17 protein-coding genes are annotated in these 21,533 nt (G+C 52.1%); 15 read left to right on the top strand and 2 right to left on the bottom strand.

Going from position 1 to position 21,533, the window contains the following annotated elements; genetic code table 11:
• The first annotated feature begins 26 nt into the window (after positions 1–26).
• From pnp to deoD, 11 genes are all read left to right on the top strand, one after another.
• A complete protein-coding gene (gene pnp, locus K0H80_RS14410; protein WP_011866619.1) occupies positions 27–2,129 on the top strand; it encodes a polyribonucleotide nucleotidyltransferase in 2,103 nt (700 codons plus the stop codon).
• 137 nt (positions 2,130–2,266) lie between these two features.
• Positions 2,267–3,157: a lipoprotein NlpI gene (gene nlpI / locus K0H80_RS14405; RefSeq protein WP_011866618.1), complete on the top strand. Its 891-nt coding sequence runs from the start codon at positions 2,267–2,269 to the stop codon at positions 3,155–3,157.
• 195 nt (positions 3,158–3,352) lie between these two features.
• Positions 3,353–4,933, top strand: a complete 1,581-nt coding sequence (prfC, locus tag K0H80_RS14400; protein ID WP_220072027.1) for a peptide chain release factor 3 — start codon at positions 3,353–3,355, stop codon at positions 4,931–4,933.
• A 257-nt stretch (positions 4,934–5,190) separates the two neighbouring features.
• Complete coding sequence (locus K0H80_RS14395; protein ID WP_011866616.1) at positions 5,191–5,481, top strand: DUF5363 family protein; 291 nt, start codon at positions 5,191–5,193, stop codon at positions 5,479–5,481.
• A complete protein-coding gene (locus K0H80_RS14390) occupies positions 5,462–6,292 on the top strand; it encodes a TatD family hydrolase (protein WP_258406110.1) in 831 nt (276 codons plus the stop codon). Before K0H80_RS14395 ends, K0H80_RS14390 begins: the two co-directional genes overlap by 20 nt.
• Before the next feature lie 177 nt (positions 6,293–6,469).
• Positions 6,470–7,729 carry a NupC/NupG family nucleoside CNT transporter gene (locus K0H80_RS14385; protein WP_011866614.1) on the top strand — a complete coding sequence of 420 codons (1,260 nt, stop codon included), beginning with the start codon at positions 6,470–6,472 and terminating at the stop codon, positions 7,727–7,729.
• Between the two features lie 341 nt (positions 7,730–8,070).
• Entirely contained in the window at positions 8,071–8,904 is an 834-nt protein-coding gene (locus K0H80_RS14380) for a nucleoside-specific channel-forming Tsx family protein (RefSeq protein ID WP_011866613.1), read from the top strand.
• 451 nt (positions 8,905–9,355) lie between these two features.
• On the top strand, positions 9,356–10,129 hold the full coding sequence (gene deoC / locus K0H80_RS14375; protein WP_011866612.1) for a deoxyribose-phosphate aldolase: 774 nt from the start codon (positions 9,356–9,358) through the stop codon (positions 10,127–10,129).
• A 157-nt stretch (positions 10,130–10,286) separates the two neighbouring features.
• On the top strand, positions 10,287–11,618 hold the full coding sequence (gene deoA, locus K0H80_RS14370; protein ID WP_220072026.1) for a thymidine phosphorylase: 1,332 nt from the start codon (positions 10,287–10,289) through the stop codon (positions 11,616–11,618).
• Between the two features lie 11 nt (positions 11,619–11,629).
• On the top strand, positions 11,630–12,847 hold the full coding sequence (locus K0H80_RS14365; protein WP_220072025.1) for a phosphopentomutase: 1,218 nt from the start codon (positions 11,630–11,632) through the stop codon (positions 12,845–12,847).
• Positions 12,848–12,956: 109 nt separating this feature from the next.
• Positions 12,957–13,667, top strand: coding sequence for a purine-nucleoside phosphorylase (gene deoD / locus K0H80_RS14360; protein ID WP_011866609.1), 711 nt, complete (start codon positions 12,957–12,959; stop codon positions 13,665–13,667).
• A 234-nt stretch (positions 13,668–13,901) separates the two neighbouring features.
• Here the strand turns inward: deoD and K0H80_RS14355 are convergent, their stop codons facing one another.
• A complete protein-coding gene (locus K0H80_RS14355) occupies positions 13,902–14,525 on the bottom strand; it encodes an AhpA/YtjB family protein (protein WP_434086650.1) in 624 nt (207 codons plus the stop codon).
• 153 nt (positions 14,526–14,678) lie between these two features.
• On the opposite strand from K0H80_RS14355, the gene serB reads away from it, so the two are divergent.
• Together serB and K0H80_RS14345 are read left to right on the top strand one after the other, a co-directional pair.
• On the top strand, positions 14,679–15,662 hold the full coding sequence (gene serB, locus K0H80_RS14350; RefSeq protein ID WP_220072024.1) for a phosphoserine phosphatase SerB: 984 nt from the start codon (positions 14,679–14,681) through the stop codon (positions 15,660–15,662).
• Positions 15,663–15,925: 263 nt separating this feature from the next.
• Positions 15,926–16,852 (top strand): alpha/beta fold hydrolase, encoded by a 927-nt coding sequence (locus tag K0H80_RS14345; protein ID WP_220072023.1) that lies wholly within the window; start codon positions 15,926–15,928, stop codon positions 16,850–16,852.
• 9 nt (positions 16,853–16,861) lie between these two features.
• On the opposite strand, the gene K0H80_RS14340 is transcribed toward K0H80_RS14345, so the two are convergent.
• Positions 16,862–19,252: a PilZ domain-containing protein gene (locus K0H80_RS14340; RefSeq protein WP_220072022.1), complete on the bottom strand. Its 2,391-nt coding sequence runs from the start codon at positions 19,250–19,252 to the stop codon at positions 16,862–16,864.
• A gap of 330 nt (positions 19,253–19,582) precedes the next feature.
• Between K0H80_RS14340 and radA the strand changes: the two genes are divergently transcribed.
• Together radA and K0H80_RS14330 are read left to right on the top strand one after the other, a co-directional pair.
• Positions 19,583–20,956, top strand: a complete 1,374-nt coding sequence (radA, locus tag K0H80_RS14335) for a DNA repair protein RadA (RefSeq protein ID WP_011866604.1) — start codon at positions 19,583–19,585, stop codon at positions 20,954–20,956.
• A 26-nt stretch (positions 20,957–20,982) separates the two neighbouring features.
• Positions 20,983–21,483: a GNAT family N-acetyltransferase gene (locus K0H80_RS14330; RefSeq protein WP_220072021.1), complete on the top strand. Its 501-nt coding sequence runs from the start codon at positions 20,983–20,985 to the stop codon at positions 21,481–21,483.
• Positions 21,484–21,533 lie beyond the last annotated feature (50 nt).

The following is a 21,533-nucleotide window of genomic DNA, read 5'->3' as shown; positions in this document are numbered from 1 at the left end:
GGTTATTAAATTAAGGAAAGGTTCACGTGAATCCAATCGTAAAGAGTTTTGAATATGGTCAGCACACAGTCACGCTAGAGACTGGGGTTATTGCACGTCAAGCAGACGCAGCTGTTTTGGCAAGTATGGGCGATACAACAGTATTGGTTACTGTTGTTGGCAAGAAAGCTGAAGAGCCAGGTCGTGACTTTTTCCCGTTAACCGTTAATTACCAGGAAAAAACTTACGCTGCGGGTAAAATCCCTGGTGGATTCTTCAAGCGTGAAGGTCGTCCATCTGAAGGCGAGACCCTCACTGCACGTCTGATTGACCGTCCTATTCGTCCTCTATTCCCTAATGGTTTTAAGAACGAAGTTCAGGTGATCATCACTGTGGTTTCTGTTGATCCAGAAATCAGCCCAGAAGTGATCTCTATGATCGGTACTTCTGCGGCACTGTCTATCTCAGGCATCCCATTCAATGGTCCACTGGGGTCTGCTCGTGTGGGTTATGTCGATGGCGAGTACATCCTCAACCCAACGGTTTCGCAGCTAGAAAACAGCCAGCTGGAACTTTCTGTTGCCGGTACTGAAAATGCAGTACTTATGGTTGAGTCTGAAGCCGATGCGCTGCCAGAAGAAGTGATGCTTGGCGCCGTGGTTTACGGTCACGAGCAACAGCAAGTTGTTATCCAGGCAATCAAAGAGCTAAAAGCCGAAGTTAACAAGCCAATGTGGGACTGGACTGCACCAGTACAAAATGAAGAGCTGGTTGCTAAGGTTAAAGATTTGGCTGAAGCGGGTCTAACCGAAGCGTACCAGATTGTGGTTAAGCAAGATCGTTATGCTCAGGTTGATGTCGTTAAAACGGCGGCTAAAGAAGCATTACTGGCTGAAAACCCAGATGCCGATGCACGCGAAATTGACGGTCTGCTTGGTAGCCTAGAGAAGAAAGTGGTTCGTAGCCGCATCATCGCGGGTAACCCACGAATCGACGGTCGTGAACCAGATATGGTTCGTGCCCTGAGCGTGATGGCGGGCGTGCTGCCACGTACTCACGGTAGTGCTCTGTTCACCCGTGGTGAAACTCAGGCGCTGGTGACTTGTACCTTAGGTACTGAGCGTGACGCACAGAAGATCGACAGCATCATGGGCGAGCAAACCAGCCGCTTCATGCTGCACTACAACTTCCCTCCATACTCAGTGGGTGAAACCGGTATGGTTGGCTCGCCTAAGCGTCGTGAAATCGGTCACGGTAAGCTGGCATGGCGTGGTATCCACGCGGTAATGCCTACCGCTGAAGAGTTCCCATACAGCATCCGCGTAGTATCTGAGATCACCGAGTCTAATGGTTCAAGCTCAATGGCGTCTGTGTGTGGTACTTCACTGGCCCTGATGGATGCCGGTGTACCAATCAAGACTTCAGTTGCTGGTATCGCTATGGGTCTGGTTAAAGAAGGCGACGATTTCGTTGTACTTTCTGACATTCTGGGTGACGAAGACCACCTGGGTGACATGGACTTCAAAGTGGCTGGTACCCGTGACGGTGTTACCGCGCTGCAGATGGATATCAAGATCGAAGGTATCACCAAAGAGATCATGCAGATCGCTCTGCAACAAGCCTACGGTGCTCGCGTACACATCCTGAATGTGATGGACCAGGCTATCTCTGGCCACCGCGCCGAGATCTCTGATCACGCACCGCGTATCACCACACTGAAGATCAACCCTGAGAAGATCCGTGACGTGATCGGTAAAGGCGGTGCGACAATCCGTGCGCTGACCGAAGAGACTGGCACTACTATCGAGCTGGAAGATGACGGTACCGTTAAGATTGCCTCTGCTAACGGCGATGCGACCAAAGAAGCTATCCGTCGTATCCAGGAGATCACTGCCGAAGTAGAAGTGGGCACTGTCTACAACGGTAAGGTTGTTCGTATCGTTGACTTCGGTGCCTTCGTGACTATCCTGCCGGGTAAAGACGGTCTGGTACACATCTCGCAAATCGCCGAGGAGCGTGTTGCCAACGTTTCTGACTACCTGGAAGTGGGTCAGGAAGTGAAGGTTAAGGTGATGGAAGTCGATCGCCAAGGCCGCGTACGTCTGTCGATGAAAGAAGCTCAGCCGAAAGAAGAAGCGGCAAGCGAATAATCGATAGCGAAAGCGAGTGAAATTTGAAAGGAGACCATTAGGTCTCCTTTTTTATTGGTTTTTTCTCATAGAAGATAGCCGTCACTATTTGGTATTGCTATGATTGTGGCTATTGCAGCGCTGAAAAGGTTAAATGGATGACTCATAAATTACGCTCGGTCTCGTTAGCGGTGATGACCAGCCTAAGTTTGTTACTGACAGGATGTGTATCGACTCAACCGGCGGCGACGGCGGAGCAGGGCAAGTTGATGGTTGCCCCGGTTATGCCCGATTATAAGCTCGAGGTGACCCTCGCCAGATTAAACGATATCTTGGCCTCGGCCGAGTTGACCCCAGAGCAGCGTGCGCGCTTTCATTATGACCGCGGGGTGATCTACGACAGCGTCGGGCTACGCATCCTGAGTCGCATCGATTTTCATCAGTCGCTGAAGCTGCAACCTAATCTTGCCGATGCCTATAACTTTATCGGCATCTACTACACCCAGGAAGGAGAATTCGAGAGCGCCTATGAGGCCTTCGACGCCGTGCTAGAGCTGTCACCCGATTATGACTATGCCTACCTCAATCGCGGTATCGCTCTCTATTATGGACAGCGCGATGAGCTGGCCGTGGCCGACATGCAGTCTTTCTATCAGGCCAATGAGCAAGATGGCTATCGCGCGCTTTGGCTCTATATTACCGAGTCGAAACTCGATGGCGAGCAGGCGATGCAGCATCTCGCCGCCAATAGAGCCAAGCTGGATGACTCTCAATGGTCGACTACGTTAGTGGACTTCTATTTGGGTAAGGAGAGCCGCGAGCAGGTGTTTGAGGTGGCCAAGCAGGGGCTGAGCCATCCCAACGAGTATGCCGAGCGCCTGTGCGAAGCCTACTTTTATATCGCCAAGATCGCCGAGAAGCAGGGCAATTACAGTGACGCCGCGAACTACTTCCGCCTGGCCTTGGCGACCAACATCTATGATTTTGTCGAGCACAGGTATGCCAGGGTCGAACTGGCGAAGATAAACGAGCTGATTGCTCAGCCCTAGTGCCTGGTTTAGGTTAGCCAAGCCGAACGATTCAGCAACTCAGCAACCTATCACTCTATAAGGCTCGCCATTTTCGGCGGGCCTTTTTACTTAGGTTAGCTGCCTGCCTCAGTTCCGCCGCGCTAAACTAGCCATAGGTCAAGCTTGGCGCTATAATTGCCCGCTTTTAACACTCCATCAAATTCGCAGGTAATCATGTCAGGCTATAAAGTTGAAGTCGACAAGCGTCGTACTTTCGCCATCATCTCGCACCCGGATGCGGGTAAAACCACCATCACCGAGAAGGTCTTGTTGTTCGGACAGGCGTTGCAGAAGGCGGGCACGGTAAAGGGTAAGAAGTCGGGACAGCATGCCAAGTCTGACTGGATGGAGATGGAAAAGGATCGTGGTATCTCGATTACCACCTCTGTAATGCAATTCCCTTACCGCGAGGCCTTGGTGAACCTGCTGGATACTCCAGGTCACGAAGACTTCTCGGAAGATACTTATCGTACGCTGACGGCGGTTGACTCTTGCCTTATGGTGATCGACTCGGCAAAGGGTGTTGAGCAACGCACCATCAAGTTGATGGAAGTCACCCGTCTGCGTGATACGCCGATCGTGACCTTCATGAACAAACTTGACCGCGATATTCGTGATCCTATCGAGTTGATGGACGAGGTAGAGAACATACTGAACATCGCCTGTGCGCCAATTACCTGGCCAATCGGTGCAGGTAAAGAGTTCAAGGGCGTGTACCACCTGCTGCGTGATGAGGTGATCCTCTACCAGAACGGCATGGGTCATACCATCCAGGATTCACGCGTCATCAAGGGCTTGGATAATCCAGAGCTGGATGAGGCAATCGGCAGCTACGCACAAGACCTGCGCGATGAGATGGAGCTGGTGCTGGGTGCCTCTCATGAGTTTGATCTTGAGGCCTTCCTCAAGGGCGAGCTGACACCGGTATTCTTCGGTACCGCGCTGGGTAACTTCGGTGTCGATCATATTCTCGATGGTATCGTCGAGTGGGCGCCGCGTCCTCAGCCGCGCGAGTCGGATCAGCGTAACGTCGAGCCCGATGAGCCTAAGTTCAGTGGCTTCGTGTTTAAGATCCAGGCAAACATGGATCCTAAGCATAGGGACCGCGTCGCCTTCATGCGCGTCTGCTCAGGCCGTTACGAGCAAGGCATGAAGATGCATCACGTGCGTATCGGTAAAGATGTGAATGTAAGCGACGCGCTCACCTTTATGGCGGGCGATCGTAACCGCGCCGAGGCGGCCTATCCTGGTGACATCATAGGTCTGCATAACCATGGCACCATTCGTATCGGCGATACCTTCACCCAAGGCGAGAAGCTACGTTTCACCGGTGTGCCTAACTTCGCACCTGAGATGTTCCGTCGTATCAGGCTGAAAGATCCGCTGAAGCAGAAACAACTGCTCAAGGGACTGGTACAGCTGTCAGAAGAAGGTGCGGTGCAGGTGTTCCGTCCGCTCGACTCTAACGACCTGATTGTAGGCGCCGTGGGTGTGCTGCAGTTTGAAGTAGTTGTGCAGCGTCTCAAGAGCGAATATAAGGTTGAGGCTATCTACGAGGCGATCAGCGTGGCAACGGCGCGCTGGGTTTACAGCAAAGATGCCAAGAAGCTGGAAGAGTTTAAGCGTAAATGCAGCAATAACCTGGCACTCGACGGTGGTGATAACCTCACCTATGTGGCACCGACCATGGTGAATCTGAATCTGTCGATGGAACGTTATCCCGACATAGAGTTCGCCAAGACCCGCGAAAACTAATCAAATGAAAAAGCAGCCTAGGCTGCTTTTTTTATGCATATTTTTTGAGCCCTTCAGTATAGTAATACCAATCGTAGTAAATAATTGATCATTACTAGCTTGTTAAAACGTCCAATAACGGCGTTATTATTTTTGATTGTAGAATAACTACTTATCGAAAAATTCTGCCTTGTTCTCGAACGTTTTTCCTTGGCTATTTCTGATCACTCACTTACCGTGATTGGTATAAAGGTGAGCCATAGAAGTGAGGAGTTAAGATGATAGTCAAATGGTGGCGGGCCTACATCGCCTGGTGCGATCGTATGGGCCTCACGCCCGAGAATCAACGTTGCTGCGCGCCCAAGCTGAGCGATCCCCATTTAGATAAACCAAAGCTAGATAAACCAAAGCTAGGTAAACCAGAGTTAGATAAACCAGAGCTGAAGGACTCAAATTTAAGCTCAAGCTTCCAAGAGGTGCGAGAGCCTCAGCAAGCCCTTCAAGAATCTAAAGAATCTCAAGTGTCTCAAAACCTTAAGGCCAAAGCCGATGATGTCAGCCGCCGATAAGAGAGGCGGTGACGTCGGCGATAATCGCCTAACCGTTATCGACAGTCATGTGCATCTGGATTTTGGCGAATTTGATGCTGAGCGTGAGCTGCTTGTCGAGAGACTCAAGGCCAGTGGCCTTAAAGATGCGGTGATCCCAGGCGTCAGTGCCAGTCAATGGCCTAAGCTGCAGGCGGTCGCCAGCCGCTACGGATTTCACTACAGTCTCGGGGTGCATCCCTGGTATTGCACGGCAGATTGGCGGCAAGATATTGAAAACTTGTCTAAACTGCTTGATGAGCGAGGCGGTGATCCTAAGCTGGTAGCCATCGGCGAATGTGGATTAGATGCCTTACATAAAGCTTCCTGGGAGGCTCAGCTTCCCTGTTTCGAGGCGCAACTGCAGTTGGCACAGCAACACGACTTGCCGGTGATTTTGCATGGCGTCAAGGCCCACAACGAGGTGCTGGCGTTACTCAAGCGCTACCCACTAACAAGAGGAGGTGTGATACATGGCTTTTATGGCTCGATGCAGCTGGCTCAGCGATATGTGGATGCGGGGTATTACCTAGGTATTGGGCATCTGTTGCTGGAGGAAAAAGCGAAAAAATTGCAAGAAACCCTTGTCAAGTTACCGTTAGAACATCTGGTGATCGAGACTGATTTAGCCCTGGTTTCCCAGGTGAAAAAGTCGGACTTTGCCGATAAAACCGGCGGATCCAGCTTAATTTTGCATTTGCTAATTGAGAAAATCGCTAAATTGCAAAAAAAATCTAACGTTCTGGTATCAGAACAAGTGTTCCTAAATACACTGCAACTCTTTGACCTCTAGTTTATTTTTGAAAAAACAGATGTTAATCGCACCAAGTTTTTTTTGTAACACCTTGAAATAAAACTTCAAAAACTTGATCAAAACGACGATTTTAACCATTCGGTCGGGTATAATCTGACAGTGAAAAAGGTTGGTTAACAACATAATTAAAAAGTATTAACAATAGGGTGATGGTTAATGGATATTTTAATGAGTTTAGTAGGGGTGGTCGTCCTACTCGCGATAGGTTTTTTGCTTTCTAACAACAAAAAAGCTATCAACATGCGTACCGTATTTGGTGCACTTGCGATTCAGGCATTCTTTGCAGGTTTCGTACTGTACGTACCTATCGGTAAAGACATTCTAAAAAGTGTTTCAGATGGCGTATCTAGCGTTATCGGTTACGCACAAAACGGTATCGGCTTCCTGTTCGGCGATCTGGCTAACTTCAAAGTGGGCTTCATCTTCGCTATCAACGTACTGCCTGTTATCGTCTTCTTCTCATCGCTGATCGCGGTACTTTACTACCTGGGCATCATGCAGTGGATCATCCGTATCATCGGTGGTGGTCTGCAGAAAGCTCTGGGTACTAGCCGTACTGAGTCTATGTCAGCGACTGCTAACATCTTCGTTGGTCAAACTGAAGCGCCACTGGTTGTTCGTCCATTCATCGCGACTATGACTCAATCTGAGCTGTTCGCTATCATGGTGGGTGGTCTAGCCTCTATCGCTGGTTCAGTATTGGCTGGTTACGCGCAGATGGGTGTACCTATCGAGTACCTAGTTGCTGCATCATTCATGGCTGCACCAGGTGGTCTATTGATGGCTAAGCTAATGCATCCTGAAACAGAGAAAACTGTTAACGAAATGGATGAGCTGCCAGAAGATCCAGACAAGCCAGCTAACGTACTTGACGCTGCTGCTGCCGGTGCTTCATCTGGTATGCACCTAGCTCTGAACGTTGGTGCTATGCTGCTAGCCTTCGTTGGTCTGATTGCGATGATCAACGGTATTATCGGTGGCGTAACTGGTCTGTTCGGTGCGGAAGGTATCACCCTAGAGCTGATCCTTGGTTACATCTTCATGCCACTTGCATTCCTAATCGGTGTGCCTTGGAACGAAGCGCTTATCGCAGGTTCTTTCATCGGTCAGAAGATCGTTGTTAACGAATTCGTTGCTTACCTGAACTTTGCTCCATACCTGAAAGACGTTGCTGACGGTGGTCTGCTAGTTGAAGCGACTAACGCTGTAATGACTGACAGAACTAAGGCAATCATTTCATTCGCTCTGTGTGGTTTCGCGAACCTGTCTTCTATCGCGATTCTACTGGGTGGTCTAGGTGCAATGGCTCCTACCCGTCGTCATGACCTAGCTAAGCTTGGTATCCGTGCGGTAATAGCTGGCTCTCTGGCTAACCTAATGAGTGCAACGCTAGCGGGCCTGTTCCTAGCGTTATAAGTCTCAGGAAATTCCTTGGGGGGATGCCCCTGAACGACGACTCTGCCCAGCAGGGCAGAGTCAGCGTTAACTCAACCATTTTTCAACATATTAGCAACAAGATGACTGTTTATCACTGCTGTTGATGCTTAGTCATGGGTAGATAAACTTCGATCTGGCCGGTGATAAAACACCAATATCAGTGATAAATCAGAAGTTTGTTTTAGTGTTAGAATATTGTGTTCGCATTTTTACATTAATTGTATTGTGATTTAATACAATTTGAGTAAAATGCGGCGCCAACAAAGAAAGAAACGCTGACTCGTAAAGAGCAGTAAAACCATAAAATAATGGGGTTGATGATGAAAAACGTTAAAACTTTAGCTTTAGCCGCTACCGCAGTAGCAGCAATGTCTAGCAGTGCTTTTGCAGCAGATCGTTCAGATCTATACGCTACCGACTACAAGTGGATGCAGTTCAACGCTATGTACTCTGTAGACGAGCTACCAAGCTCAGGTGAAAGCGGACACAACTACCTAGAGATGGAATTCGGCGGCCGTAAAGGTATCGTTGATCTATACGGTTATGTTGACGTGTTCAACCTAGGCAACGAAAAAGCTGGCGACAAGGCACAAGGTTCTGGCGCTAGCAAAATGTTCATGAAGTTTAACCCACGCTTCTCTCTAGATGCGATCACTGGTAAAGACCTGTCTTTCGGTCCTGTTCAAGAGCTGTACTTCTCAACTCTGTTCAACTGGGGTGGCGGAGCTATCGGTGAAGACGTAAACGCTACTTTCTGGGGTATCGGTGCTGACGTAAACGTGCCTTGGTTAGGCAAAACCGGCATGAACCTATACGCTCACTACGACCTGAACAAGAAAGAGTGGAACGGTTACCAGTTCTCTGCTAACTGGTTCAAGCCTTTCTACTTCTTCGAAAACAAGAGCTTCCTATCTTTCCAAGGTTATGTTGATTGGCAGTTCGGTGGTGACGAAGATATGGGTAACGAGTTCGTTCCTATGTCTGACAACGGTGGTGCAGCCTTCTTCGGTCTGTACTGGCACTCTGACAAGTATGCACTTGGCTATGGCCTGAAAGGCTACAAAGACGTTTACCTGCTGAAAGATGGCGCTGGTATCGTTGGCCTGGAAACCACTGGTTGGGGTCACTACTTCACCGCAACTTACAAGTTCTAAATTCAGAATTTTGTAGGTTTGGGAGCCGCCTGAAGGCGGCTCCTCATCTCTCTCTTAGGTTTGTCATGATTGTTTAACCTAAGTGAGTAATCTTTATCTAAGCATGGACTATATTAATAGAGCTTGTTTACATAAAGGTTAGTAGTTTTACGCGCTAAAAAGGATTTTTCGCGGAAAGGCTGGAACACTACTCTACAAAGTATAATTACTTAGTTCCCCCTTCCCGGTCTTCAAGGATTCAAGTCGTGACCCTTGTGTCAGGATCGCCGCTGGTTTCACCAGGGCATTGAATACCTGAATTAGTAAACTTGTTATGTCGTACCGATAAAACAAATTTACGGCAACGCCTGAAGGCCCGGCCATAAATATAATCAGAAGATGCCAACTCTAGGTGCTGCCATACGTCGATTTCTTGTTTCTGAATTTATAATTTACGTTTCGGAGAGCTAATATGAGTGATTTAAAAAAAGCAGCACAGAAAGCCATTGAGCTGATGGATCTGACGACCCTGAACGATGACGATACCGATCAGAAAGTGATTGAGTTATGTCATAAGGCTAAGACGCCTGCAGGCAACACAGCTGCAATCTGTATCTATCCTCGTTTTATTCCTATCGCTCGTAAGACCCTGAATGAAATGGGTTGTGAAGAGATCAAAATCGCTACAGTCACCAACTTCCCCCATGGTAACGATGATATCGCGATCGCCGTGCTAGAGACGCGTGCCGCCGTTGCCTATGGTGCCGATGAAGTTGACGTAGTATTCCCATACCGTGCCCTGATGGAAGGCAACGAAACCGTAGGCTATGAGCTGGTTAAAGCTTGTAAAGAAGCCTGTGGTGACGACGTACTGCTGAAGGTGATCATCGAGTCTGGCGTACTGCAAGACCCAGCGCTTATCCGCAAGGCCTCTGAGCTGTCTATCGACGCCGGCGCCGACTTCATCAAGACCTCTACCGGTAAAGTGGAAGTAAACGCCACCTTGGAAGCCGCCGAGATCATGATGACAGTTATCGCCGAGAAGAACCCTAAAGTTGGTTTCAAACCAGCCGGTGGCGTGCGTGATGCTGCAGCCGCAGAAGAGTTCTTAGGTGTTGCTGAGCGTCTGCTAGGCAAGGGCTGGGCTACTCCACGTACCTTCCGTTTCGGAGCGTCTAGCCTGCTAAACAACCTGCTACACACCCTGGAATTGGCCGAAGCGCCTAAGGGTCCTCAAGGTTACTAAGCGACGCGGTTAGCTTTATTAGTTAAGTGTGATCTAAATCTATTTGATAACGCCAAAACTTGTATATATTGTTCGTAATTAAATTACGGTTTTGGCGTTAAACAAGAGAATTTGTCACTCAAATACGATTTTTTGTGACAAATTTGGAGGCAGTACCATGTTTCTAGCACAAGAGATTATTCGTAAAAAACGTAATGGCGAAGTGTTGTCTACCCAAGAGATCCAATTTTTCGTTCAGGGGATCACCAACAACACAGTTTCTGAAGGCCAAATCGCTGCACTGGGTATGGCGGTCTATTTCAAAGACATGAACATGGATGAACGTATTGCGCTGACCACAGCCATGCGTGACTCTGGCACCGTCCTTAACTGGAAGAACCTCGGCCTCGACGGCCCTATCATCGATAAGCACAGCACTGGCGGTGTGGGCGATGTGATTAGCCTGATGCTTGGCCCCATGGCTGCAGCCTGTGGCGGATATGTGCCAATGATCTCCGGCCGTGGCCTGGGTCACACCGGCGGAACTCTGGATAAGTTCGATGCGATTCCTGGTTACCAGACTGAGCCCGACAGCGACCTGTTCAGAAAAGTCGTTAAAGAAGCCGGCGTCGCCATCATAGGTCAAACTGGAGACCTGGTCCCCGCCGATAAGCGCTTCTATTCTATTCGCGATAATACCGCAACCGTTGAATCCATCTCTCTCATCACAGCTTCTATTCTTTCTAAGAAACTTGCCGCCGGTCTCGATGCATTAGCCATGGACGTTAAGGTGGGCAGTGGCGCCTTCATGCCAACTTATGAGGCCTCTGAAGAGTTGGCTCGCAGCATTACCGCGGTAGCCAATGGTGCCGGTACCAAGACTACTGCTCTGCTGACCGACATGAACCAGGTGCTGGCATCATGTGCCGGTAACGCGGTAGAAGTGAAAGAAGCGGTGGATTTCCTGACCGGTGCATACCGTAACCCACGCTTGTATGAAGTGACTATGGGTCTATGTGCCGAGATGTTGCAGCTAGGTGGCCTGGCCGCCAATGAAGCCGAAGCCCGCGAGAAACTCAACCGCGTGCTGGATAACGGTAAGGCTGCCGATATCTTCGGTCGCATGATTGCCGGCCTGGGCGGCCCAGCCGACTTTATCGAAAACTATGCTAAGTATCTGCCACAGTCGCAGATCATTCGTCCTGTATACGCCGACCGTAGCGGTTTCGCGGCCTCTATGGATACCCGTGAGCTAGGTCTTGCGGTAGTAACCCTAGGCGGTGGACGTCGTAAGCCAGGTGATGCCCTAGATTACAGCGTGGGCTTGACCCAAGTCTGTGCGCTGGGCGATGAGATCACCTCAGATAAGCCGATTGCCATGGTACATGCGCAATCTGAAAGCGCCTTCGAAGAAGCGGCGGCAGCCGTGAAGAAAGCGATTCACATTGGCGATGAAGCGCCAGAGAAAACACCAGAGATCTATCGTTACATTCGTCAGTCAGATCTCTAGGAGAGTATAAGATGAAAAGAACTGTCATTATGATGCTCGACTCTTTCGGGGTCGGTGCAGCAAAAGATGCTGAAGCCTTTGGCGACTCAGGTTCAAACACCTTTGGTCATATTGCTAAGGCATGTGCCGAAGGCAAGGCCAACGACGGTCGTGAAGGCCCGCTTAAGCTACCTAACCTGGCCAAGCTTGGCCTGGCACTGGCCGCTAAAGAGAGCACAGGCAGCTTTGCTGAAGGTTTCGGTGACGATGTCGAAGTGATCGGTGCCTACGGTCATGCCGATGAGCTGAGTTCGGGTAAAGATACGCCGAGCGGTCACTGGGAGATGGCGGGGGTTCCCGTTCTGTATGAGTGGGGCTATTTTAGCGACCTGAAAGACTCTTTTCCTAAAGAGCTGACCGACAAGATCCTTGAGCGCGCCGGTCTATCAGGCTTCCTGGGTAACTGCCACGCCTCAGGCACGGCGATTCTCGAAGAGCTAGGCGAAGAGCATATGACCTCTGGTCTACCTATCTTCTATACCTCGGCGGACTCTGTGTTCCAAATCGCCTGTCACGAAGAGACATTTGGTCTGGAAAACCTCTACACCTTGTGTCAAATCGCTCGTGAAGAGCTTGAGCCATACAACATCGGCCGCGTTATCGCCCGTCCATTCGTTGGCACAGGCCCAAGCGATTTCGCCCGTACCGGTAACCGTAAAGATTACGCGGTCGAGCCACCATCAAAGACGGTTCTCGATAAGCTGAAAGAGGCCGGTGGTGAAGTGGTTAGCGTGGGTAAGATTGCCGATATCTATGCGCACTGCGGTATCACCAAGAAGGTGAAGGCCACAGGTTTGGAAGCTCTGTTCGATGCGACCCTGGAGCAGGTGAAGCAAGCCGGTGACCGTACTATCGTGTTCACTAACTTCGTCGATTTCGACTCTCACTACGGCCATCGCCGTGACATCGCCGGTTATGCCCGCGCGCTGGAGTACTTCGACAGCCGTCTGCCAGAGATGTTGGCGCTGCTGGGTGAAGAGGATCTACTGCTGCTGACCGCAGACCATGGTTGCGACCCAACCTGGCAGGGTACAGACCACACCCGTGAGCGCGTGCCAGTACTTGCCTATGGCGCAGGTCTAGCACCTGGTTCACTGGGTCGTCGTAACAGCTTTGCCGATATCGGTCAGAGCATTGCGAGCTACTTCGGTCTAGAGCCTATGGAATACGGCGAGTCATTCGTCGCCTAGACAATAAGGATGACTTAAGGTCATCCTGCTACAATATTATGATTTGGTGGCTTAAATTGGGCCACCGCTACTAGAAAAAGACTTAAGTCTAAAAATAGGGGTTATATAGATGGCTACACCACACATTAATGCAGTCGACGGTGCATTCGCTGATACAGTGTTATTCCCAGGCGACCCGCTACGTGCTAAATACATTGCAGAAACTTTCCTTGAGAACGTTGAGCAAGTCACCGACGTACGTAACATGCTAGGTTTCACAGGTACTTACAAAGGCGTTCGTATCTCTGTGATGGGTTCAGGCATGGGTATCCCTTCTTGCTCTATCTATGCGACTGAGCTGATCAAAGACTACGGCGTGAAAAACCTAATCCGCGTGGGTACTTGTGGTGCGATCAGCACAGACGTTAAAGTACGCGACGTGATCATCGGTATGGGTGCTTGTACCGATTCTCAAGTTAACCGTCTACGCTTCAAGGGCCAAGACTTCGCCGCTATCTGTGACTACAGCCTGTTGAGCGCAGTGGTTAAGGCAGCCGAAGAGAAGGGTACTAAGTACCGCGTTGGTAACGTATTCTCTGCCGACCTGTTCTACACGCCAGATCCAGAAATGTTCGACGTGATGGAAAAGATGGACGTGCTAGGCGTTGAGATGGAAGCCGCTGGTCTATACGGTGTTGCTAAAGAATTTGGTGCTAAGGCGCTATGTGTGGTGACAGTATCTGACCATATCCGTACCGGTGAGAAGACCTCTTCTGACGAGCGTCAAACTACCTTCAACGAAATGATCGAAATGACACTGGAAGCGGCTATTACTCTGTAATTATCACGCGAGTGTTTAATAAAAACGGGCCAATTGGCCCGTTTTTTTATGTCTGTTTCAAGGTTTCTCTGACCAGGGCATTACTGTGATCAAGGCTTCCCTCTGATCAAGGTTTTTGTCTGACTAGGGCTTTCCTCTGACTTAGCCTTTCATCTGACTAAGAGTTTCCTCTGTTTAAACCTGGCTTAAGCTGAGCGTGAGTCTTATCTGTATCCTTCGCCGGGTGACGCCTTCTTAATTGCCTTGTTTCTTATCACCGCCTGCATCTGGGGCTGAGTCGTCGCTCTCCTGCGCGTCATCCGCTCCCAGGGTGGCGGCGATTTTCTTACCGATTTTGCTCTTGGTCTTGCGGCGCTCGAAGTCGGCTCGTTTAAAGGAGAGGGCGCGGGAGAGCAACATGCCGATGAGGCCTGCGATGATCAACATCATCTGCTGCTGTTCCATGTTGAGCTGGTGCGCCTCCTTGATCTCATTGAAGAAGCGCTGCGGCACCAGACGCACCTCTATGTAACCTAGGTTCTTATCATCCTGCAGCACCGCCTCTACATAGGGCGGGTAAGGCGCCAGCAGGGCCTTTAGCTCTTCCGATTCCGGCTCCAGCTGCTCGTTGGTGACGCTCTGAGCGAATGCCAGGCGCTGTCCCTTCTCGCTGAAGATGGTGGCCGACATCACCTTAGGATCCAGCACCAGGGCGCTGGTGAGCCATTGTAGCTGCTCATCGTTTTGCAGCTGCAGCGCCGGGGCGGCGCCATAGGCGGTCTGCTGCACTAATAATCGTGCCATCTTTTGGGTTTGGGACTTTAGAAGCTGCTGACCTTGTAGTAGGCTAGTTTCCCATAATTGGAACAGGCCCACCATGAGGGCGACCGCCACAGCAATCTGCAGTAGTCGCGTCAGCCTCTGGGTCTTTTTGAGTCCTTTAAGAAAAAACACTTTGTACCTGAAGATGATAAGGGTTTTATTAATCATAATGGATTATCCTCTAACCCGATACCCGGAGACGCACGACTAATGGCAAATCAGCAACAAAATCCTCTGTTTTCATGGCTCTATGATGAGGTTAGCGCGAGTATCACCCTGGATGGCTGTCTGTTTTCACGCCATGAGGAAGCAAGCGCCCCCAACGCTGATTTTCGCCTGCGCCTGGTCTATCTGGGCTCTCAGTGTCAGGTGATTATCGCCGAGCAGCTCTTGTCCTGTGCAGCGTCTGTGAGCATCGCCCTTATCACCCGCCAAAACGATCTTACCTGTATCGAGCTCTGCCTCGACAAGCAGGCGGGGCAGCAAGTCTGTGATGCGCTCGGCGAGCGAGACGATATCGAGCTGCTGCATATCGGCGCAGAGCAGCCTAGGCTGGATAGGCCCGGTCTACTCGTGATGGACATGGACTCGACGGCGATTCAGATAGAGTGTATCGACGAGCTGGCGGCCATGGCCGGCGTTGGCGAGGCGGTGGCTGAGGTTACCGAGCGCGCCATGCAGGGCGAGCTGGATTTTGAGCAGAGCCTGCGTGAGCGGGTAGCCAAGCTGGCGGGCGCCGATGCCGGTATCATAGATACCCTGTGTAGCAAGCTGCCGCTGATGCCTGGGCTGGAGGCCATGGTGGCCGAGCTCCAGGATTATGGCTGGCGCCTGGTGTTGGCCTCTGGCGGCTTCACGCCGTTTGTTGGGCACCTCAAGCAGCAGTTAAACCTAGATGCCGCCTATGCCAACGAGCTGGTGATCGTCGAGGGTAAGCTCAAGGGAGAGGTGATAGGCACTGTGGTCGATGCCCAGTTCAAAGCCGATACCGTGCTACGCAGCGCCGAGGGCTGGCAGATCCCTGTGGGTCAACGCCTGGCTATAGGCGATGGCGCCAACGATATCCCCATGGTGCAGGCGGCCGACTTTGGCATCGCCTATCATGCTAAGCCTAAGCTAAAGGCGGCAGCCGATGCGTCCATTGCCAAGTTGGATCTAAGGGTACTGCCCTACATGTTGGTGAACCTGGCCTAGGCGGAATTCTCGGCCGAATCTAACTCAACATCAAAAGGCTCGCCCTGTGCGGGCCTTATTTTATCTCGACTAGAATGGCTAAGTTTCTGCCTGATCGAATCTAAAGCTCGCGTTTAAAATCATCCTTTTATCTTTGATCTTCAAGTCATAATTTTAAAACACTTGTTTAAGATGGCTTCAGGCCTGTTTGAGTCCTGTTTTTCTCTCGCTTTGCTCTTGTGTTACTCCTTTAAAGTCAGTACTTTAAATCAAATTTTACTGGGATGTTTTCAGTGTCAACTCTGATCCAAGAATCACGTTTTATTCCCTATCGTCAGGGACAACTCCACCTGCGCCTGCTCAAACGGCCCGATGCCGACATGAGTCGGCCACCCATACTGATGCTTCATGGCGCCATGTCTAACGGCCGGGTCTTCTATAGCGATAAGGGCAGGGGGCTTGGCTGCTACCTGGCCGAGGCGGGCTTCGTGGTTTATGTGCTCGATACACTGGGGCGCGGTTTGAGTACACCAAAATTGAGCACAGGCGCCAGCCATGGTCAGGGTGAGGTGATCCGTGAACAGCTTCCTCTGGTACAGCACTATATTTTGTCTCAGCATCCCGAGGCTCATCAGGTGCATTGGTGCGCCCACTCCTGGGGGGGCGTACTGATGGCCAGCGCCATCGCGCGTTTCGATTTCTTTCAGACCAGTGTCGCGTCTTTGCTGACCTTCGGCAGCAAGCGTGCCATCAAGGTGCGCTCCCTTAAGAAGTGGCTGATGGTGGATCTGGTATGGAACAAACTGGCGCCGGCGATTGCCGCCGGTCATGGCTATCTGGCCGCCGATCGCTGGCGCATGGGGATGGATAATGAGACCAGGGCCTCCTTGTCCCAGAGTATCGACTGGGTCAGAGGCGAGTGGATTGATCATGACGATGGCTTCGATTACGCCAAGGCGGCAACTGCCTTAGGGGCAAAGCAGGGCTGGCCTAAGAGCTGGTTTATTGCTGGCAAGGGGGATCAGGTGCTGGGTAATCCGGCCGACGTGCAGCGCATGATTAAGGAGTGCTATATCAAGCCGGTGACCTATACCTTACTCAGCAAGGCCAATGGCAACCGCCACGACTATGGCCACGCCGAGATGCTGACCCACAAGGATGCCACAGAGGATCACTTTCCCCAGGTGCTGAGCTGGTACCAAGCGCTCTAGCCTCGGCTGTTACTCTTTTTGCGGCTCAAGCAGCTCTGGATAGCGCAGCATCACCTCGTCCGTGATGTCCAGCAGCTCACCAACCCCTATGATGTGCCACATCAGCTGCTCCAGCTTCTTGGCCTTGTGCTGGGCATGTAGGCCAATATATTCCAGCTCGCGCTTGATATAATTGATATCCGGCTTACCGGCGGCGCCGCGGTAGACGCGAAGCGCCATGAAGCGTCCCAGGTTCTGGCTCTGTCTGATGAAGTGTAGCTGGGCCTGTTGATCGCCAATCTCCCTTGGCGGCACGCATTTTATCTTGATGCGTCCCTGAGACTGGCGGGAGATCTGTACATAGGTCTCGAAAAACTCGAGTCCGTGTTGCGGCTTCATCTGACGGATAGGGGTGATGAAATCCTCTTTGAGGCGCCCCTTGTCCAGCAGAGCACTGAGGTCATATTTCAATGCCTCCTGGGTGGCCGCCGCGAAGAGGTCGGCGATGGCGTTGGAATGTTTACTCACCCCTAATACGCTGAGTTTGGCCGACTTTGCCGTCTTCTCGATGAAGTAAGGGACGGAGGCCAGCTCACGCATCAGCAGGTTCTTCAGCCCGTCCGAGAGCTCCTTCATGTCGCTGTTGGCCTCGGTCAGCTTTCTCAGCTTGTCACGGTTGGCCTCGATGAGGCGGCTGAGGAAGGCGACGCCGACATGGGGCGTGTGGCCGACCATGGCGGCGAGGTGTATGGTGACGCCGTTCTTGCGGGTGCGGATCAGTCGATAGGGCAGCTGCGCCAGCCGCGTCTTACCCGCCAGATGTTGCAGCTTGGGAAAGGCGACCATCACAGGGGCCGTGGTATCGAAGTTGGCCGGCTCATCCAGGGTAACCTGCAGCCCCTTGCCCGAGATATCTAAGGTGAAACCGTGGTGAGTCTGCTTGCCCTGGCTGACGGTGACCAGCGTCTTGAAGGAGAAGCGCGCCTCGTTACGTCGCTCGGTAAATTGCAGCGACAACAGCTTGATCTGATCTTCCAGCAGCTTCTCCTGTCCGAAGCGTTTCAGCTCGTTGGCCTGATGGCCTTTGGCATCCCAGGCCTCATATTGCGGCAGCACCTCCTCGTTGGTGAGATCGATCAGCTGCAGCACATGGGTGAAGCACTTGAGCTGGGCCTCGGTCAGCGAGGCGTAATAGCTGGAGTCACCGGGTAAAATACTGGATTTATAGGAGATCTCATGGTCTATCTCATGACAGGCCAGCTTGAAGATGCGCCAACTGGCCTTAGTAGCACCAAAGCGCAGGAAGAGACCGAGCAGATCGCTCTGTTTTAGCTCGGCCAGGCTGGCGGAATAGAAGAAGATCGCCCCCTGTGCCTGAAAGGTAAAACAGAAAAACAGGTTGTGATCTGGGTCTTGAGGTGCATTAAACAGCGCCTGTAACCGCTCATGGGTCAACATGCCGCCGAGCTGGCTGACCGACTTCTCGTCGACAAAATACTGCTGCAGCTTCTGGTTGTCGCGGCTCAGCAGCTTGTGGGTGATGCGATGCTGACTATCCTTAAGCTCCACATATAGCGGTAGGTGGGGCAGATGGGGCAGATAGTGACGCTCGAAGCCCAGTCCTGTGGCGGCGACCAGTATGTCGTTGATATCCACCTTGTAGCGAAACTTGTAGCCCTGGATTAGGTTGGCCAGCATGTCCGACAGGGCGTCGCTGCCGCCGACACGCTTGAGACGCATCCAGCTGAACTCGTGATTACTCTCGACATCGACCACCTGATACTCCACCCCTTTCTGTAGGTCATCGAAATAGTATTCGGCGCTCAGCTCCAGTAGCTTGACGATAAGCGGCTGTTCAGGATTGAGGCCGTGATCGACTGGCAGGCGAATGCGGGCGCCGCCGACCGAGAGGTCGACCGTGATCCCTTTTACCTCGCTGCGTCCCGGCTGCAGCACGCCGATGCGGATCGCATAGTTCATCCGCTCTTCGGAGCGATTGAAGTAGCTGCCTAAGATGGCGCCGCTGGCCACATAGGGGGTGAGGGCAGTGTCGGCCCCTTGATCGCCTTCGCGCGCGCGTTGCCGGCGCAGCTTATGCCCCTCGACCACCTGCTCGTATACCCCAAGGGTGTACTGTCCCTGATACAGGGCCAGGGCCTGAATAAAGTTCTCTTTCGCCGGGGTATCGATAAAGTGAGTCTGGGCGCCGCTGTTAAAGGGGGCGCAGGGCAGTTCGGATCTGTCCCTGAGATCGATAACCCGGGTACAGGGAGAGGAGAGGCGGTTGAGCTCCATCTTGAGCAGAAAACGGGTCGAATTAGACTCGCCTGAGGTCAGATGTTCAAACAGCTCCTGGAAGTTGGTCTCCATCAGCAGGGGTTTTAACTGTTCGATCAATGCCTTATGTTGCTCTAGACTCATGGATAATATCTTTTCGACTCATAGTGGATGGCGCGGCTTATCTTCATGTGTCGGCAGCTTAGGTAAAAACTTGATAGCCTTTTGTTTATTCAGCACAATTTGCTAACGCTGCGGCGGACACTTTGGTTGAAAGCTCTAACGCCAGTGTAAGGCATTTTAGCTCCCTTGTGGGAATCATTTTACTGCAGAGCGATAACGCGGATTGGCGTATGCACACTACAGCCGCTCAAGATACTCATGTAGAATGCCTGCATGGAAAAGGGCCTTTCTGGTCTGCGCGTGCAGATGCAGCAGAGTCCGGACATTGATGAGATGACAAACAGTTAAGCTATGGCGAAGAATAAAACAGCATATGTGTGCAGCGAATGTGGTCAGGACTTTCCCCGCTGGCAGGGGCAGTGTAATGCCTGCGGCGAGTGGAACACCATCTCTGAGGTGAGGCTGGCACCGGCTAAGTCAAGCGCCGGCTCCGTGGCCGGTTATGCGGGGGCCGTCGGTGGCGGTTCGAAGAAGCTTAGCGAGGTGGAGGAGTTCGAGGCCAAGAAGCTGCTTACCGGCATTGGTGAGCTGGACCGGGTGCTGTGCGGCGGGCTCACCACGGGCTCGGTCAACATCATCTCGGGGGATCCCGGCGCCGGTAAGACGACCATATTGTCGGATCTGGTGTCGCGCATGTCCCAGCTGATGCCCTCGCTCTACTGTACCGCCGAGGAGTCGCTGTCGCAGTTTAAGAACCGGGTCAATCGCCTCAGGCTGGACTGCAACGAGGAAAACCTCTACCTGATGGCCGAGACCAATGTGGAGGCGATCATCGCCGAGCTGGAGGCCAAGCAGGTCAAGTTTGCGGTGATCGACTCGATTCAGGCCGTGGTGACGGATCTGGCCAACGGCAGTCCCGGCTCGCCATCTCAGGTCAAGGGCAGTGCCCAGGCGCTGACCCAATACTGTAAGCAGAACAATGTCACCATGTTCTTGGTCGCCCACGTGAACAAGAACAACGAGACGGCAGGCCCGCAGACCCTGATCCACATCGTCGATTGCCTGACGCATCTCGAGTGTAACGATGGCCAGGTGCGCACCCTGAGGGCCAACAAGAACCGTTTCGGCGACGTGGATACCGTAGGCATCTTCAGGATGACGGAGCGGGGCATGTTAAGCGTCGATAACCCCAGCGAGATCTTCCTCTCGGGCTCGACTACCGAGTCCCCCGGGGCAGCCATCACCTGTATCCGCAAGGGCAATCGCAACCTGTTGCTGGAGATCCAGTGCCTGACCACTGAGGCTGAGGGGGAGTTTCCCCAGCGAGTCTGTGTTGGCCTGAACATGAACCGTATCAAGATGTTGACCGGGATTTTACGTAAACATACCCGCACCAAGATCTATCACGACACCTATTTCAATCTGGTGGGCGGGCTCAAGATAGACGAGTCTGAGACCTGTATCGACCTGGCGCTGGTGGCTGCGCTGCTGAGCAGCCTCAACGAGTTCGTGGTGCCGCGCACCACCTGCATTATGGGTGAGCTGAGTCTTAACGGCGATGTGCGCCCCATCGACAGCGGCGTGCCCAGGGTGAAGGAGGCGGTGCAGCATGGCTTCACCGAGATCTTCATTCCGTTTCGCAACTATCATAAATCGATGGAAGGTCTGGGCGCCAAGATCAACCCCATCAAGACGATACACGAGCTACTAGAGCTGATCTGTTAAGGTGAACGGACAGCGAGAGGAAACCCATGCATATACGTAGCGAAGCACCCGGTGATATCGCCGCTATAGAAGAGATCACCAAGGCCGCCTTTCTCGAGGCGCCCCACACAGACCATACCGAGCATCTTATCGTTAACGCCCTGAGAGATGCAGGTGCGCTGGCGATATCGTTAGTGGCCGAGGTGCAGGGAAAGATAGTGGGGCATGTCGCCCTGTCCAGGGTAACCATCTTCGATGGGAGCCAAGACTGGTATGGACTCGGCCCCATCTCGGTATTGCCCGAGCGTCAGGGAGAGGGGATCGGTAGCGCCTTGATGGGCGCCGCGCAGGAGGCGCTCGATAACGCAAGTGCCCATGGCTGCGTGTTACTGGGCGAGCCTGAGTTTTATCAGCGTTTCGGCTTTGCCCCCAAGGCAGGGCTTATTCTGCCCGGCGTGCCCGAGGCTTATTTTCTCGCATGTAAACTGCGCGGCGAATGGCCTCAGGGCGAGGTGAGTTACCATGATGCCTTTCAGGTAAGGGATTAAGCTAACGGCCCAGATTAAAAAACGGATCCGTTTAGATAAAAAAAGCCTCC

The sequence above is a fragment of the Shewanella aegiceratis genome, assembly GCF_019457495.1.
In the GTDB taxonomy this organism is placed as follows: Bacteria; Pseudomonadota; Gammaproteobacteria; order Enterobacterales; family Shewanellaceae; genus Shewanella; species Shewanella loihica.
Note: the sequence above shows the minus strand (reverse complement) of the source record. Positions and strands in the feature narration are given on the sequence as shown.